Origin of the sequence: Amycolatopsis sp. NPDC050768, assembly GCF_040654155.1 — a bacterium.
Classification (GTDB): Bacteria; Actinomycetota; Actinomycetes; order Mycobacteriales; family Pseudonocardiaceae; genus Amycolatopsis.
Genome location: NZ_JBFAHL010000012.1, coordinates 116,290 through 132,283, shown reverse-complemented (window position 1 = coordinate 132,283; position 15,994 = coordinate 116,290). Strand labels below are relative to the sequence as shown.

At 67.9% G+C, this 15,994-nt stretch carries 11 protein-coding genes; 9 read left to right on the top strand and 2 right to left on the bottom strand.

The window, feature by feature from the left end:
* Positions 1-536 precede the first annotated feature (536 nt).
* The gene (locus AB0H62_RS31495) at positions 537-1,778 is read left to right on the top strand and encodes a serine hydrolase domain-containing protein (RefSeq protein WP_360590062.1); all 1,242 of its coding nucleotides are present in this window, start codon (positions 537-539) and stop codon (positions 1,776-1,778) included.
* 416 nt (positions 1,779-2,194) lie between these two features.
* On the opposite strand, the gene AB0H62_RS31490 is transcribed toward AB0H62_RS31495, so the two are convergent.
* Positions 2,195-2,575, bottom strand: a complete 381-nt coding sequence (locus AB0H62_RS31490; protein ID WP_220239824.1) for a hypothetical protein — start codon at positions 2,573-2,575, stop codon at positions 2,195-2,197.
* 3 nt (positions 2,576-2,578) lie between these two features.
* Entirely contained in the window at positions 2,579-4,273 is a 1,695-nt protein-coding gene (locus AB0H62_RS31485; protein WP_360590060.1) for a SulP family inorganic anion transporter, read from the bottom strand.
* A gap of 779 nt (positions 4,274-5,052) precedes the next feature.
* Here AB0H62_RS31485 and AB0H62_RS31480 point away from each other — a divergent pair.
* From AB0H62_RS31480 to AB0H62_RS31445, 8 genes are all read left to right on the top strand, one after another.
* Positions 5,053-5,556 carry a hypothetical protein gene (locus tag AB0H62_RS31480; RefSeq protein WP_220239826.1) on the top strand — a complete coding sequence of 168 codons (504 nt, stop codon included), beginning with the start codon at positions 5,053-5,055 and terminating at the stop codon, positions 5,554-5,556.
* Positions 5,557-6,003: 447 nt separating this feature from the next.
* Positions 6,004-9,027, top strand: a complete 3,024-nt coding sequence (locus AB0H62_RS31475) for a DEAD/DEAH box helicase (RefSeq protein ID WP_360590058.1) — start codon at positions 6,004-6,006, stop codon at positions 9,025-9,027.
* Positions 9,020-9,757 (top strand): hypothetical protein, encoded by a 738-nt coding sequence (locus AB0H62_RS31470; RefSeq protein ID WP_360590056.1) that lies wholly within the window; start codon positions 9,020-9,022, stop codon positions 9,755-9,757. Before AB0H62_RS31475 ends, AB0H62_RS31470 begins: the two co-directional genes overlap by 8 nt.
* Positions 9,758-10,618: 861 nt before the next feature.
* Entirely contained in the window at positions 10,619-11,701 is a 1,083-nt protein-coding gene (locus AB0H62_RS31465) for a substrate-binding domain-containing protein (RefSeq protein WP_360590054.1), read from the top strand.
* 11 nt (positions 11,702-11,712) lie between these two features.
* Positions 11,713-12,546: an ATP-binding cassette domain-containing protein gene (locus AB0H62_RS31460; protein WP_255637889.1), complete on the top strand. Its 834-nt coding sequence runs from the start codon at positions 11,713-11,715 to the stop codon at positions 12,544-12,546.
* Positions 12,543-13,799, top strand: a complete 1,257-nt coding sequence (locus AB0H62_RS31455) for a hypothetical protein (protein WP_360590052.1) — start codon at positions 12,543-12,545, stop codon at positions 13,797-13,799. Before AB0H62_RS31460 ends, AB0H62_RS31455 begins: the two co-directional genes overlap by 4 nt.
* A gap of 44 nt (positions 13,800-13,843) precedes the next feature.
* The gene (locus AB0H62_RS31450; protein ID WP_220239831.1) at positions 13,844-14,980 is read left to right on the top strand and encodes an enolase C-terminal domain-like protein; all 1,137 of its coding nucleotides are present in this window, start codon (positions 13,844-13,846) and stop codon (positions 14,978-14,980) included.
* A complete protein-coding gene (locus AB0H62_RS31445) occupies positions 14,967-15,938 on the top strand; it encodes a substrate-binding domain-containing protein (protein WP_360590050.1) in 972 nt (323 codons plus the stop codon). Before AB0H62_RS31450 ends, AB0H62_RS31445 begins: the two co-directional genes overlap by 14 nt.
* Positions 15,939-15,994 lie beyond the last annotated feature (56 nt).

Here is a 15,994-nt window from a genome sequence, read left to right as displayed (position 1 = left end):
GCCGGTGCCCTATGCGCGCCCGCATCGCCGAAGTCCGCGACTCCTTTCACGGCACCTTGCCGCTGCCCCGACTACAGCGGCGGCCGTCGCACCAGTCACGTGTGCGGTGTACGTGCTGGTGTACCTGCAGTGCACTCCTGTGCTCTCCTGGATGGTGCCCTGAGCCGGACGGCGCGGGGCCGCGTTGCCAAGGTCGACCGCACCCGGCGGCGTGAGCGGCCAGGCATTCACCACCGACGGTCCTGCCGCGCGTGAGCCGGCGAGCTCGTCGTGGTGCCCGGCTTCGGCGCTCCCGCCATGATTTCACCTGGGATTGAGCGCGGAAAGCCTGGCCTGATAGGCTTTTCGGCTTCTACTACGGCCACCGTCCGGTGCCGACAGCATCGGCGCGGTACTCGAATCCCGGGGCTGAGGCGGTGATACCCACGATGAGGGTATGCCGAGCGCATCCGGCACGGAGCTGGCGTGACGCAGGAATTCCCTGGAGGAAGCGGAGATCCTGGCGCGTCGCCGGGCTCGCGTCCGCTGTTGTCCTGATGATCGCGGGATGCACCCCGTCTGCACCGACGCCGCCGCCCGGCACGTCGGCGGCGCCGGGGACGACAACCAGTTCCGCACCGGCGCAGTCCGCGCTGAAGCCCATCAACCCGGCCGCGTTCCAGGCGACCGTGGCGGCCGCTGCCAAGGAGCTGCTGGTTCCCGGGGCCGTGGTGCTGCTGCGCACGCCGCAGGGCACCTACACGGCGGGAGTGGGTACCACGCAACTGGGCACCACCACGCCGCCCGATGCGGACACCCACTTCCGCGTCGCCTCCAACACCAAGACCATGACGTCGGCGCTGATCGTGCTCCTCGCGCAAGACGGCAAGCTCCGGTTCAGCGACCCGGTGTCGCGCTACGTCTCCGGTGTGCCCAACGGCGACAACATCACCCTGGCGCAGCTGCTGACGATGCGTAGCGGCCTGTACGACTACACACAAGCGCCCGAGCTGGCCGCGGCCCTGGACGCCGATCCGGCGAAGGTTTACACGCCTCAGGACGTGCTGGCCATCGCCTTCCGGCACCCGCCGGAGTTCCCGCCCGGCACGGCGTACCAGTACAACAACACCAACTACGCGCTGCTGGGCCTGGTGGCCGAGAAGGTCGATGGACGGCCCTTGGTCCAGCAGATGCAGCAGCGCCTGTTCGGCCCGTTCGGCCTGCGGCAGACTTCGCTGCCCGCGGCCACCGACACCTCCATCCCGGACCGCTACTCGCACGGTTACATGTACGGCGGGTCCAGGTACGCGTTCGTCGACCTGACGTACCCGCCCGACCTGCAGGCCGCCGCCCGGGCCGGAACACTCCAGCCCAACGACTACACCCGGCAGAACCCCTCGTACGCCACCGCTGCGGGGGGAGTCATCTCCACCTCGGACGACTTGGCGATGTGGATCCGGGCGCTGGTCTCGGGCAAGGTCTTCAACGCCGACTTCCAGCGGCAATGGCGAGACAGCCTGCAAGCCGAGGACCCGAACGCGCCCGACGGGCAGAAGTACGGGTACGGCATCTCCTACCAGCGCTTCGCGCCGAACGCCGCGATGTGGTACCACGGCGGTGAATGTCCCGGGTTCAATTCGTTCATGGGATACGACCCGACCAACGACGTCACGCTCATCATCTGGGCCAACTTGACCTTGGCCCCGGACGGCCGGACCACGGCGGTCGCCTTGCTGCCCACCGTCCTCAACCAGGTCTACACCGGACTGTCGCTGCCGCCTGCGCCGACCCCGACGTGAACCAGGTGATGAGGTCGGCGCCGGACGGCGGTCCGGCGCCCGCTGGTGAAACACGCGATATTGAGCTCCTCGGCCAGCTGCAGGCTGCAGGAGGAGGGGCGCGTGTAGCGACAGCACTCACGCCGAAACCATCGAGCAGTTAATAGTCGAGCCTCCCCGTAGGCCTCGCGGATGCGGTCGGCGGGTTTGTCGCAGAGGTGGTTGACGCAGCCACCGCCCGCCGACGTGGAATGCATCGCAGCCCACGAGCGTCCGGTCCACTCACGATGGCTTTCGCCCCGCTCGGCGGCAGCGGTTGGTACCTGCGCTAATCCTGACGGACACGCTGACCCGCACCCGTGCGCGGCGTGATCGAGCTGATGGCCGGCGGAGGTCACCCGGCCATGATGACCCGCCTCGTGATTCGCGGCTCGCCGTCAGGCGGCCGAGGCTATTCGGCAGGGAATGTCGGTGTTCTCATCCGTGTGGTAGCTCGCGCACACCCGGTGATAGCCGTCAGCGATCTCCAAAGCGATACCGAGGCGCAGGTCGCCGCGCACCAGCAGGATCGGCGAGAGATCCTTGTGGTCGTGGATTTTGCGCAGATCGGAACTCACGTGCGGGTTGTCGACCGGCAGCAGTGCCAGGCGCGCGGCGCGCAGGATGTCCTTGGCTTTGAAGAAGGCGGCGTTGCGGCTGTCCCGCAGCTCTTCGATGAGGTGGTCGACGAGGTCGGTGCCTGCGATCAGGGTGAGATAGGAGGCGGCGGCCGGGTAGTCGTGGTGTTGGGGTCCGTCGAGCCAGGTCACGGTGGTCATGTGTCAGGCCTTTCGATTGTCGAACGCGTCCAGAGCCGCCCCCGCGGTGTCGAAGTAGCTGTCCACGCCGATCGTTCGGGTCAGTCCGTACCGGTCCAATTGCGCGCGGACCTCGGGCAGGACGCCGGAGAGCACGAGGCGGGTGCCGTGCGTGCCCAGGCGTTTGGCGACCGTGGACAGGACGCCTGCCGAGGTGTAGTCGACGTCGCCGACGGCAGCGCAGTCGAGGCAGAACCAGGTTACGGTGCGGCCGCCGGTGAGCAGGGTGGTCACGTCGGTGCCCAACCGCATGGCGTTGGCGAAATACAGGCTGCTGCCGAAGCGGTAGACGATCATGCCTTCGGTCGTGCGGCGGCCGGGCGTGACAGCCTCGGGTTGCCAGTGGCCTGCCGGTGATTTGACCAGAACGCCGCTGTGCGGGCGGTAGCTGTGCCGGAGGTGATCGACGACGGACACGATGATGGCCAGTACGACGCCCTGCTCGACGCCGGTGAAAACCACGGCTGCCGCGGTCAGCAAAGCCACCACGAATTCCGCCCGTCGAACCTGGAAGATGCGGCGCATCCCGGCGATGTCGATCAGGTCGACGCCGATCAGGAACACCACGGTTGCCAGCGCCGCCAGAGGCAGCGCGCCCAGCGGACCGGTCAGAAAAACGAGCACCACCACGGCGATCACCCCGGCGGCCAGGGGAGCGATCTGGCTACGGCCGCCCGCGCCGTCCACGATCTGCGTCTTGGTGGGGCTGCCGTTGACGACGAAGGTGCCGGTGAACGCCGCGGCCACGTTCGCGGTGCCGAGGCCGACCAGGTCGGCGTCCTCGTCGACGGTTTCCTCGTAGCGGGTGGCGTAGGCGCGTGAGGTCGCGGAACTCTGGGCGAGGATCACCACGAACATCGACACCGCGGTGCCGAGCAACGTGGACATATCGTGCAGGTCGAAGGTGGGCAGCGCGACGTGCGGGATGCCCTGTGGAACCGAGCCCAGCACGGCGACCCCGTGCGCGGACAGGTCGACGAGCTCGCTGACCACGATCGCGCCGATGACGGCGATCAACCCGCCCGGCACCTTCTTCGCCACGAGGCGGGTGCCGACGACCACGACGACCACCGCCGCGGACACCAACGCGGTCGCGGCGTCGGTGTGGCCGAGCGCGCGAACGAGGTTGATCAGCTTGGGCACGGTCTCGTTGCCCCCGGCGGGCACGCCGAGCATGTCGGGCAGCTGGCCCGCCGCGACCTGGATGCCGACGCCGGTGAGAAAACCGACCAGGACCGTGCGGGACAGGAAGTTGGCCAGGAAGCCGAGCCGGATCAGCCGGGCCAGCAGCAGCATCGCGCCGACCAGCAATGCGGCCGTGCCGGCGAGCCGGACGTAGGCAGCCGAGGCGGGAGCGGCCAAACTGGCCAGACCGGCCGCGAGGATCGCCGCGGTCGCCGAGTCCGCGCCGACCACCAGGTGCCGGGACGCGCCGAACACCGCGAACAGCACAACCGGCGCGAGCATCGTGTACAGGCCGGTGACCGGCGGCATTCCGGCGATCTTGGCGTAACCGAGCACCTCGGGGACGGCCAGCGCGGCCAGCGTGACACCGGCCAGCGCGTCGGAACCCAGGGCACGCCGCCGGATCGGCAGGATCCCGGCCAACAGCGGGACCCGTCGTGCGCGGCTCGGCACCGGCGCGTCCTGATGGGTCATCTCCGCGATTGTGGCATGCGGGTTGGCGCGATGAGGAAGATCTTCGCGGCCGCCAGGCGGCCTCCTGTGGCGGTCTTTGCTCCGGAGCGCACTGACTCGACGCACGCGCACCGCCGCCGCCGGATCAAAGCGTTGCTGAGCGCCGATGGTCGGCAACCACACCGACTCTTGTTCAGCGGCGCCGATCGCGGCACTTGCCGCCGCGACTGGTCCGGCGGAGCTGACGACGAGGATGACCTCACCGGTGGCGGCCCCGCGGCTGCGTGGGCCAGCGCCCGGCTGGTGCGCGAGGTGAACTGCGCCCATGACTCCGGCCACTTGCCGTCGGGGTCGGTGCGCCCAGAGACGAGGCTTCAGCGCGGTCTGACGGCCGCCATGGCCGAGGACGACACCACCTGGGACCGGCAGCCGACCTATGGTCACTCCGGTGTTCTGCCATCTGCTCCACGCATGTCAGGATTCGAGTGGATCATGGCCAAAACTAAGTGGCGCGGGTTACGGATTCACCGGCAATCTGGGAAGGGCAACATTTACCGACGGCATCGAGGGAGAGTAAAGAATGACGACAGTCAGCGTTCCTTCTGTGCATCAAGAATGCCTCTGAAGATCAGTGCGAGTTTCCGTTGAGGCAGCCTGTCAATTGCGCGTTCGGCATTATTATTCCGTCCGTCGATAATATTTTCCGCGCTGAATGTCGATGGTGTCCATAAATCGTTTACAGGGGAGATCGAATGGGGTTTTCGCAGGCTACTGAACAAACATCGCGAGGGAGAATGCCGATGGCCTTCTCCCCGAAATCGATCGCGCAGAGGGAGCGCGTATGGTCGACCGCGACGGTACTCGTCCGCCTCGCCTTAGCCGCGGGTTTCTTGTCGGCCGTTGCCGATCGCTTCGGCTGGTGGGGCGCGCCTCACACCGGGACTGTGGCGTGGGGCAACTTCGCGGCATACACCGCCTATACCCAAACCCTCACGCCGTACCTGACCGGAGCGCTCCTTGATGCCGCTGCGTGGGTCGCGACCGTCGCGGAACTGGTGCTGGGCCTGATGTTGCTGGCCGGTCTGCTCCTCCGTTGGACTGCTTGGGCGGCGAGCGCTGTGCTGCTGGTGTTCGGGCTGTCGATGGCACTGTTCCTTGGCTGGGAAGCTCCACTGAGTGCATCCGTCTTCGCTGCCGCGGCTGCCGCTTTGCTGCTGGCCCTCTCGCCTGTCAGTTCCTTTGCATTCAGCTTCGACCGGCTCTTCGATCGGACCCGGAACGATCGCCTCGAGCCGCAGCGCTGAGGCGTGGCTGACGCCGCAGTGAGCCAAGTGCTCATCGCGTACAGGAGCACTATGCCAGCCTGATGCGCCGTGGGGGTCAAGCGGCCGGAAACAAAGCGATCGGAGACTTCCTTCAAGTGGCCGATCGCCTCGACTGCGGCAAGAAGGTGTCGTTTCACCCGACCTGCGTACTCCTCCCGGGCGGGCGGCTTCGTCGAAGTTGCCTCGGGTTGCGGTCGCCGACGAATCGCCAGGTTTCAGGCACTGTCGATCGCGAATATGGTCCACCTGACTGTATAACGGGGTAGTCAGCGAGTGCTGGATTTCGGCGTTTGTCGCCTCACAGGGCGACGCCCTTGATCCCTTACTGCCAGTTGGGTCACCGCCGCCGTGGTCTCGGGCGGGACCTCTACGTCTGCCGTGCGACGATCTGCGGGAAACCCGGATCGGACGAAGGAGCCACAGACCTTGCCCTTGGTGCACGCTCTGTGGTCTCCGGGCCGGGGTCTGCTGCTCTGGGCGGAGCACGACCGAGGCCCGGCCGGCACGTCGAGCCGTTCGGCGCAGATCGCGCTTCCGCATCCGTTCGCGGTCTCCAGCTCGAAGCTGACCGCTCTGCATCCCGGAAAGCCCACGTCGGTGACGTTGCTGCTGCCGTCGCGGGCGAACCGGCCGCTCGCCTCCTCCGAGACGGCGGCGGGCGTCCGGCGGCGTGGCTCGGCGCCGTCGTTGCGGCCGTGGTCGGTGCCGGCGTTGATCGTGGACGCGACCGAGCTGGACGACCTCGACGACTCGGCCTCGTACGGCGCTTCGGTCACCTACCTGCGGGCGGTGGCCCGCCTGGCCGCGGATCTGGTGCGGCGCGGGCGGGTTCTGCCGACGCTGGTCCGCCAGGGCGATACGGCGGAGGCCCGATGGCGCCCGGTGCTCCAGGGCGTGGATTTCGTAGCGTTCGACGCACTGGTCGCGGCCATGCCGCCGGTCGGGCGGGCCGAGCAGATCGCGCCGCTCACCGGGGCCTCGCCCCGCGCGCTCGTCACCGATGCCCTCCACGCCCTGGTCGACGCGGCGGTCCGGGACCGGCTGGCGCGGGCGGATCCGCCCGTCGACCTGCGCGGAGGCCGGGGCGTGGCCGGGGTGTGGCTGTCCGCTTTGCAGGGCGGCGTTGCCCGCGTCGCGCTGCCGCTGGGTGAGCTCGGTGTCCTGGCCGACGCGGTCGCGAGGTGGGACGAGGTCGCCGATACCGACGTCGTCGACGGCCGGGCGTGTTTCCGGCTGGCCGAAGTCGGCACACTGGGTCAGCCGGCCGAGGACGATCCCGCCGACCAGACCGGCGACGGCACCAAGTGGCAGCTGCAGTTCCTCCTGCGTGCGACGGCCGATCCGAGCTTGCTGCTGTCGGCGGAGCAGATCTGGTCGGGCCGGGCGACCGGGCTGGTCAGGGATCCGCAGGGGCTGTTAACCGCCGAACTGGGCCGGGCCGCGCTGGTGGAACCGATGCTGGCGCCGGCCTTGCGCAGGACCCAGCCGTCCGAGTACGACCTGACCGTCGAGGAAGCCGAACAGTTCCTCACCTCGGGCGCGACCCGGCTGATCGAGGCCGGGTTCGAAGTGCAGCTTCCGGCCACCTGGGACGGCAGGCGTCGGCTCGGGCTACGGCTCTCCGTCCGCAGCACGCCCTCCGAGCAAGTCGTCGCCCGCAGCCGGGTGGGCCGCGACGAGCTGGCCGGGTTCCACTGGTCGATCGCGGTGGGCGACGACGAAATCGGCGAGGACGAGCTGGCCAGGCTCGTCGCGGCGAAGACACCGCTGGTGCGGCTGCGGGGCAGGTGGATCAGCGTCGACGCCGACCGGCTCCGCGCCGGTCTCGAGTTCCTGCGCCGCGACCCGCACCGGCACACCCACCGACCCACCGCGGCCGAGCTGCTGGAGCTCGTCCACCTCGCGCAGGAGACGCCACTCCCGGTCACCGAAGTCAGCGCGGACGGCTGGGTCGGGGACGTCCTGGCCGAGCGGGTCCACCAGGCCGTGGCGCCGGTCGAGTTGCCGCCATCGTTCCGTGCCACGCTGCGCCCCTACCAGCAGCGGGGTGTCGCCTGGCTGGCTTTCATGTCGGCGCTGGGGCTCGGTGCGTGCCTGGCCGATGACATGGGCCTCGGCAAAACCGTCCAGACGCTGGCCCTCGAGGTCGTCGAGCGGGCAGACCACGATCACCGGCCGACGCTGGTGCTGTGCCCGATGTCGCTGGTCGGCATGTGGCAGCGGGAGGCGGCGAACTTCGCCCCCGGTCTCCGCGTCCACGCCCACCACGGCAGCGCCCGCGCACACGGGGACGCGCTCGCCGAGCAGGTCGCCGCGGCCGACCTCGTCGTCACGACCTACGCCACCGCCGCCCGCGATGCCGACGAACTCGAGACGTTCGCCTGGCGACGCCTGGTGCTCGACGAAGCGCACGCCATCAAGAACGCCGACACCGCGACGGCCAAGGCGGTGCGCCGGTTCACGGCCGGGCACCGGCTCGCGCTGACCGGCACTCCGGTGGAAAACCGGCTGGCGGACCTGTGGTCGGTGCTGGACCTGCTCAACCCCGGGCTGCTCGGCAGCAGGTTCGAGTTCCGGCGGCGGTTCGCGGTCCCGATCGAGCGGCGGGGCGATACGGCCACGGCCGCCGCTCTGCGCCGGCTCACGCAGCCGTACCTGCTGCGCCGGGTGAAGACGGACCCCGCGATCGTCCCCGAGCTCCCGGAAAAGATCGAAATCAGGCAGGAATACCGGCTCACCCGTGAACAGGGCACGCTGTACTGCGCGATCGTCGACGAAATGATGAAGAAGATCGAGAACAGTCAGGGCATCAAGCGCCGCGGCAACATCCTCGCCGCGATCACGAAACTCAAGCAGGTCTGCAACCACCCCGCGCACCTGCTGCACGACGGCTCCCCGATCGGACACCGCTCCGGCAAGGTCATCCGCCTCGAAGAGATCCTGGCGGAGATCCTGGCGTCGGGCGATCGAGTGCTGTGCTTTACGCAATACACCGAATTCGGCCACATGCTCGTGCCCCATCTGTCGGACCGGCTCGGCGCCGAAGTCGCGTTTTTGCACGGCAGCCTGGCAAAAGGGTCGCGAGACGCGATCGTGGAACGCTTCCAGTCCGACGACGGGCCGCGGATCCTCTTGCTCTCGCTCAAGGCAGGCGGTTCCGGGCTCACGCTGACCGCCGCCAGCCAGGTCCTGCACCTGGACCGCTGGTGGAACCCGGCCGTGGAGAACCAGGCCACCGACCGGGCGTTCCGGATCGGGCAGGGACGCAACGTCCAGGTCCGGAAGTTCGTCTGCCCGGGCACCATCGAGGAACGCATCGACACCCTGATCACCAAGAAACGCGCGCTCGCGGGAATGGTCGTCGGCGAGGGCGAAAGCTGGCTCACCGAACTGTCCACGGACGCGCTGCGCGGGGTGCTCACCCTGGGGGAGGACGCGATCGATGACTGAGCCACTCCCTTGGTGGCCGACCCGGTTCATCCGGGCGTTGACGGCGATCGGCGTCCTTCTGCCCGCGCGCGGCCAAGGGCGCGTCGTGTCCTTGGAGGTCGGTGCCGGGCGCGTCGACGCCACGGTGCAGGACAGCCGGCCGCGCCCGTACCAGGTGAGAATCGGACTGACGGCGTTCGGGAAATCGGACTGGGCGACGATCACCCATGCCCTCGCCGCGAAAGCGTCGGCCACGGTCCAGCTGCTCAGCGGCGAGCTGCCCCGTGACGTCGAACAGATCTTCAAAGCTCTCCGGCTGCCCTTGTTCCCGTCGTCGGCGCGGGAGGTGTCACTGGACTGCACCTGCCCGGACGTCGAAGTGCCGTGCGGCCACCTGAACGCCGTGTTCACTGCGCTCGTGGCGCAGGTCAGCGACGATCCGTTCACCATCCTCGCTCTGCGCGGCCGGGACCGCGAAACCCTGCTCGAGGAGCTGAAGAACCGGCTCATCTCCGCCGAGCCGCTCGATCCTGACGACAGGTCTCCCGCCCTGACCGAAGTCATGGACACCTTCTTCGACTGCGGTCAGGCCCCGGGCCTGGGCGGCGCGGCGCCATTGCACGGGCCGCGAGCGTCGTTCGACGCGCTGCTCGACCAAGCCCCGCCGTTCGCGATCACGGTGGGCGGTGAAGACGTCGCCGAGCTGCTTCGGCCGGTGTATCAGGCACTCGCCGGAGAGCACGGCAGTTAGCTGTACGTGCCTTAGCTGAATCCGCGCGGGTCAAGGTCGTCGCGTGGACGAAGAAGCTGTTGTAGTCGGCAAACACGTCGAGTTCGGCGTACGCGAGCCGGTCTCGTCGGTGCTGGCGGGTGGTTGGTCGGGCATGAGGTGGACCTGGACTCCGCCGGGTAGGGGCGGCCCAGTGCTCGAGGCTGGTGCCGATGGGGGTGGGTCGGCGGTTTCGGGGCGAAGGTGACGATGTCGTGGTTTCCGGTGATGGCGAACTGGCGGCCGAAGAGGTCCTGCGCGATGCAGAACACCCGTCGGCTTGCCCGGCGTAGGTGTCCTTCCAGGTGCTGGTGGTGTTCCACTGCTGCAGTTCGGGCCAAGACCTTCTCTTTGGATACGGTGATGCGTTCGGAATGGGGTGGCAATGCCATCAGTGCTGAAAAAGACCCGGGGGTCGATGTTTCCTGAATGCGCAAAGCTTGTTCAAGGTAATCAGTTTTGGCGCGCTTCTTGTGATTCGCCCATTTGCGCGATCGGCTTGTCGGCGGCGATCCGATCATCGTAGTTCACGACCTGATGTTGACCTGAGACTTGCGACGCGGGCGACCTGAGATTGACGACGTCATCTGGTCCCCAGGTCCGTCGATCACGCTCGGAGAGCGTGATCAGGGGGATCTCGCCGCCTGTCTAGTTAGCCGATTCTGTTCACTCACGGTCCAATCTGAACAGAAGCGGCGGGTATTCTCGGATGAGATCCCATATTTCTGTTCGGTAGTTGACAGAACTGGCCTCGGCTGATGAAACTGTCCGGCGAGCAGGGCCGTGCACGAATCGACGCGCGGTTCCCCGTAGCAGAGCATGCGCCAGCCAGAGGAGCTGTCAATGAAGAGAGCCTGCTTGTCCACGGTGTTGACGGCGTTGACCGTTGCGGTGGCCGCGTCGGCGTGTGCCGCTGAGGTGCAGCCGTCTCGGTCGAGCGAGGGTGGGTGCACGATCGCGTTCTTGTTGCCGGAGAACACGACTCCGCGCTACGAGGCAAAAGATCACCCGCTGTTCCTCGATGCCGTGAAGGCCCAGGATTCCAGCTGCAAGGTGCTGTACTTCAACGCCGCGAACGCCGCGGACAAGCAGCAACAGCAAGCCGAGTCGGCGCTGGCGCAGGGCGCGCAGGTGCTCGTGCTCGACGCGGCGAATGTGAACAGTTCGGCCGCGATCGTGCAGGAGGCAAAGGCCAAGGGTGTGCCGACGGTCGCCTACGACCGCACGGCCGGTGGCCCGCTGGCGTATCGCACGGGGTTCGACAACATCGAGGTCGGCAAGACCCAGGCGAACGCCATGATCAAGGCGATGCAGGCGGCCGGCCACAGTTCCGGCAACATCGTCATGATCAACGGCGCGCCGGACACCACGGGAGCGTTCTTCAAGCAGGGCGCGCACGAGGTCTTCGACAAGTCCGGGTACAAGATCGCCGCCGAGTACGACACCGACGGGTGGTCGCCGACCAACGCCACCACGGAGATGACGCAGGCGATCGCGAAGATCGGCGCCCACGACATCGTCGGCGTCTACGCGGCGAACGACACGCTGGCCGGCGCGGCGGTCACCGCGATGCGGCAGGCGAACATCTCGCCGATCCCACCGGTGACGGGTCTCGACGCGACCGACGAGGGTCTGCAGCGCATCGTGCTCGGTACCCAGTACATGACCACGTACAAGAATCTCAAGGCCGAGACGGATGCTGCGGCCAAGATCGCGATCCTTCTCGCCCACGGCAAGCCGCTGCCGCCCGCGCCCATGGTGAAGAACGTGACCGGCGACGAAGTGCCGACGCAGCTGCTGCCGCCGATCGCCGTCACTGTCGACAACATCAAGTCGACGGTGATCGCCGACGGGTTCGCGACGTCGGCAGAGGTGTGCGGGGGCGGCGCGGCCGACGCGTGTGCTCGGGCCGGTATCACAGGGTGAAGGAAGCAGCTGTGACAACGGAACACGAAAACGGGCAGGGCAGGGTCCTGCTTTCGCTGGCGCACGCCGAGAAGTCCTACGGTGCCGTGCACGCCCTGCAGGATGTCGCGTTCGAGGCGCGGGCGGGGGAGATCGTCGCGCTGGTCGGCGACAACGGGGCCGGCAAGAGCACGCTGATCAAAGCGATCGCCGGGGTGTCGCCCGCGGACTCCGGGCAGATCACCTTCGAAGGCAACCCCGTGACGGTGGCGACACCGCAGGACGCGGCCAAGCTCGGGATCGCGACCGTCTATCAGGATCTGGCTCTGTGCGACAACCTCGACGTCGTCGCCAACCTCTTTCTCGGCCGGGAGCAGATGTTGACGGGTCCGTACCGGACCGCCAGGTTGCTCGACAAGATCGACATGGCGAAGCAGGCGCGAGCCCTGCTGGCCGGCCTCGGCGCCCGGATTCCGAACGTGCTGGCCCGGGTCGAGGACCTCTCGGGCGGGCAGCGGCAAGCCGTCGCCATCGCCCGAGCGATCCTCGGCGAGCCGAAGGTCGTGCTCCTGGACGAACCGACGGCGGCCCTGGGAGTGGCCCAGACCGCGCAGGTACTCCAGCTGCTCAGGCGGTTGAAGGCACGCGGCCTCGGCGTCGTCGTGATCAGCCACAACCTCGCCGACGTGTTCGCCGTCGCCGATCGCATCTGCGTGCTCCGGCTGGGCCGCAACGCGGGGGAGTTCTCCACATCGGAGGCCACCCACGAACAGGTGGTCTCCGCGATCACCGGCCTGACCTCTTCCGCGGATCTCGGCGCCGGCCGGGAGCTGCACGGCATCACCTCCGGAGGTGACCTCGCATGAGTCCGGAAAGGACAGTCGAAGAACTCCCACAAGCCGAGACGACGGCCGCAACGTCAGAGCCGGCACCGCTCGATCAGGCCGCGCCGACGCTGGGGGAACTCATCCGCGCCAGGGTGAAGCAGATCCGCAAGGGTGACGTGGGAAGCCTGTCGGTCTACCTCGGCCTCGTCCTGATCTGGATCGTCTTCCAGCTCGTCAACAACCGGTTCCTCTCCGACGACAACGTGCACAACCTCGCGCGCCAGATCTCCTACGGTGGCGTGATTTCACTGGGCGTGGTCATGGTTCTGCTGATCGGCGAGGTCGACCTGTCCATCGGCTCGGTCTGCGGTCTCGGCGCGGCCATCCTCGCTGTCCTCGTCCAGAACAACGGCTGGAACCCCATCCTGGGGATCGTGGCGACCGTCGCGGCCGGGGGAGTGCTCGGCTCCCTCCAAGGATTCATCCGAACACGGCTCAACGTCCCGTCGTTCATCGTGACACTCGGCGGTCTGCTGCTCTTCCTCGGTCTGCAACTGCGGTTCCTCGGTAAGACCGGCACGATCCTGTTCCCCTTCGGCGGCACCATCTCTCAGCTGGAGGGCCGCAGCCTCGCACCAGTGGCCGGCTACGCGCTCGCCACGGTCGCGGTGGTGTGCTTCCTGGCGCTGGGGCTGATCAGCAGGCGACGGCACGTGCGCGCCGGGGTGAGCGCACCGCCGCTGGGCTTGCTGGTGATCCAGGTGGTCGGTCTCGCCGTCGCGCTGTTCGTCGTGGTGTGGGAGCTCAACCGAGCGGTCGGTGTCCCGTTGGCGCTGATCATCTTCCTGGTGCTCGCGGTCTTCTTCTGGGTTTTGATCACCCAGACCCGATACGGCCAGCGCGTGCGCGCCGTCGGCGGGAACGCTGAAGCGGCACGTCGCGCCGGCATCAACGTCGACCGGATCCGCGTCTCCGTCTTCGCCATCTCCGGCGCCATGGCCGCGGCGGGAGGCGTGCTGTCTGCCTCCTACGTCGGAGCCGCCTCTCAGGACCTCGGGGGAAGCACGTTGTTGCTGTACTCGATCGCCGCGGCGGTCATCGGCGGCACCAGCCTGTTCGGCGGCCGGGGCAGCGCCTGGTCCGCGGTCATCGGCTGGCTGGTGATCGGTTCGATCTACAACGGCATGTACCTGCTCAACCTCGTGTCCGATCTGCAGTACATGGTGATCGGCGCCGTTCTGGTCGCGGCAGTGATCGTCGACTCGATTTCCCGCCGGCGCGCGACCACCTGATCGCGGAACCGGCGAACTCCAGCAGCAAGTCCAGGGAGGACCACGTGAAGATCACCGACATCACCGGCACCGCAGTCCGGGCCGACTACCGGCCTGAGTACATGAAGGACAAGCGGTACTACGTCAAGGACGAGACCCAGGTCAACGTCATCGTGCAGATCCACACGGACGAAGGCGTCGTGGGCATCGGCGAAGCGGCCCACTGCCCCGGGCTCTACGGTGAGACTGCGCCGTCGACGCTGGGTGGCATCAACCTGCTGAAGCCGGGGCTTGTCGGCCTCGATCCGTTGCAGCTGACCAAAGCGAACACGCTCATGGACCGCTACTCGCCGGCGGGCAATGTCGCGGCGAAGGCCGGCATCGACATCGCGCTGCACGACCTGGCCGGCAAGATCCTCGGCATTCCGATGTACCAGCTCCTCGGCGGCCGGATGCACGACGGCGTGCCCACCCACATCACGCCGGCGACCTACGAGGACACCGCCAGCGACATGGGCCGGCTGATGTCGCAGGGCTACCGGTTCTTCAAGCAGAAGATGAGCGGCGACACCGAATACGACCTCGACATCGTCCGGTCCTTGCTGCCGGTGATCGGGGATCTCGCGACGCTGAGCCTGGACGCGAACCAGGCCTGGTCGGTGAACCAGACGCTCCTCATCGCCGAAGTCCTGGAGAGGGAGGTGCCGCTACGCCAGAAGGTCATCCTCGAGCAGCCGGTACTGGCCAACGACTTCAGCGGCCTGGCCAAGATCCGGCGCTCGACCCGGTTCCCCGTGATGGCCGACGATGGCATCCGCACCGTGGCCGACCTCAACCGCGTCATCGAGTCCGAAGCCGCCGACATCGTCAGCCTGAAGATCAGCCGGGTCGGCGGCGTTCAGAAGTGCCAGCAGATGATCCGGGTCGCCGAGGCGCACAACGTCGACTACATCGTCGACGAGATCAACGAGATGAAGGTGGCGAACACGGCCGTCGCCCACCTCGCGGTGGCTTCGCGCAACCCGCTCTACACGGGCGTCGCGTGTCACACGCTGTTCGAACAGGACATCGTGGCCTCGGGCGGCGTGACGATCGTCGACGGTGTGGCGAACGTGAGCGACCTTCCGGGCCTGGGGATCGGATCGGAGTCGGCACTCGGTGTCGACGTGGAATCGACCGCGGTGCGCTATGAATACGCCTGACCGAGCCGGCGGGTGGAACCGCAGGCTGACGATCGCGGTGATCGAGAAGAACCGCGGACCGTACTGGGACATGGTCAACGCCGGCTGGCGCGACGCCGCCGAACGGTGGGGACTCGACGTGGTCTTCGAGGCCCCCGAGTACGAATCGGTCGACGACCAGGTGGAGGCGATGCGACGCCACCTCGCGAAAGGCGTGGACGGGTTGGCTTTCGTCGCGACCCGCGAGTCGGCCTTCGACACCGTGGTCGCCGAGGCGACCGGTGCCGGGGTGCCGGTCGTGACGTTCGACCTCGACGCACCCGGCTGTGGGCGGGCGCTGTACGTCGGCATGCCGACGCCGGTCGAGCTGGGCCGCCAGGCCGGTCGTTTGCTCGCACAGCGGGTGCCGGCCGGCGCGCGTGTTCTTGCGCAGACCGGCTCTACCAACGCTCATGGTGCGGCGGGGAAACTGCGCGGGTTCCGCGAGGCGATGGCCGAAGCCGGCATCGAGGTGGTCGGCGGTGACGACGACGGCGAACACATCGACGTCGCTGCCGCGAACGTCCGCAGGCTGCTGGCGGAGTACCCGGATGTCGCCGGTTGCTACGGCGTCTACGGCTACCACGCCGCCGTCCAGGCCGCGGCCGTCGAAGACGCGGGCCGTGCCGGCGAGGTCGCGATCGTCGGCAACGACATGCTGCCCGAGACCGCTGCCGCGATCCGGCGCGGATCCGTCTTCGCGAGCATCTGGATCCGTGAGTACTACTTCGGCTACTACGCGGCCGCCGCGATCGCGCTCGCCGCTCGTCTCGGGACCGCGGATGCACTGACGCTGCTGGGCTTCGCCCCGGCGGGCCTCGAGGGAAACCAGCGGCGACTTCAGCCGCAGGTGATCACCGTGGACAACCTCGCGGAGTTCGAGCAGTGGGCGCGAGCTCGCGGGGTGTTCGAACGGACGGCCGCCACGGCGAATACGTGACCAACCGATCCGCGTCGCGGATACGCTGAAAGATCGGGGAAGCCAATGGGGGTGGA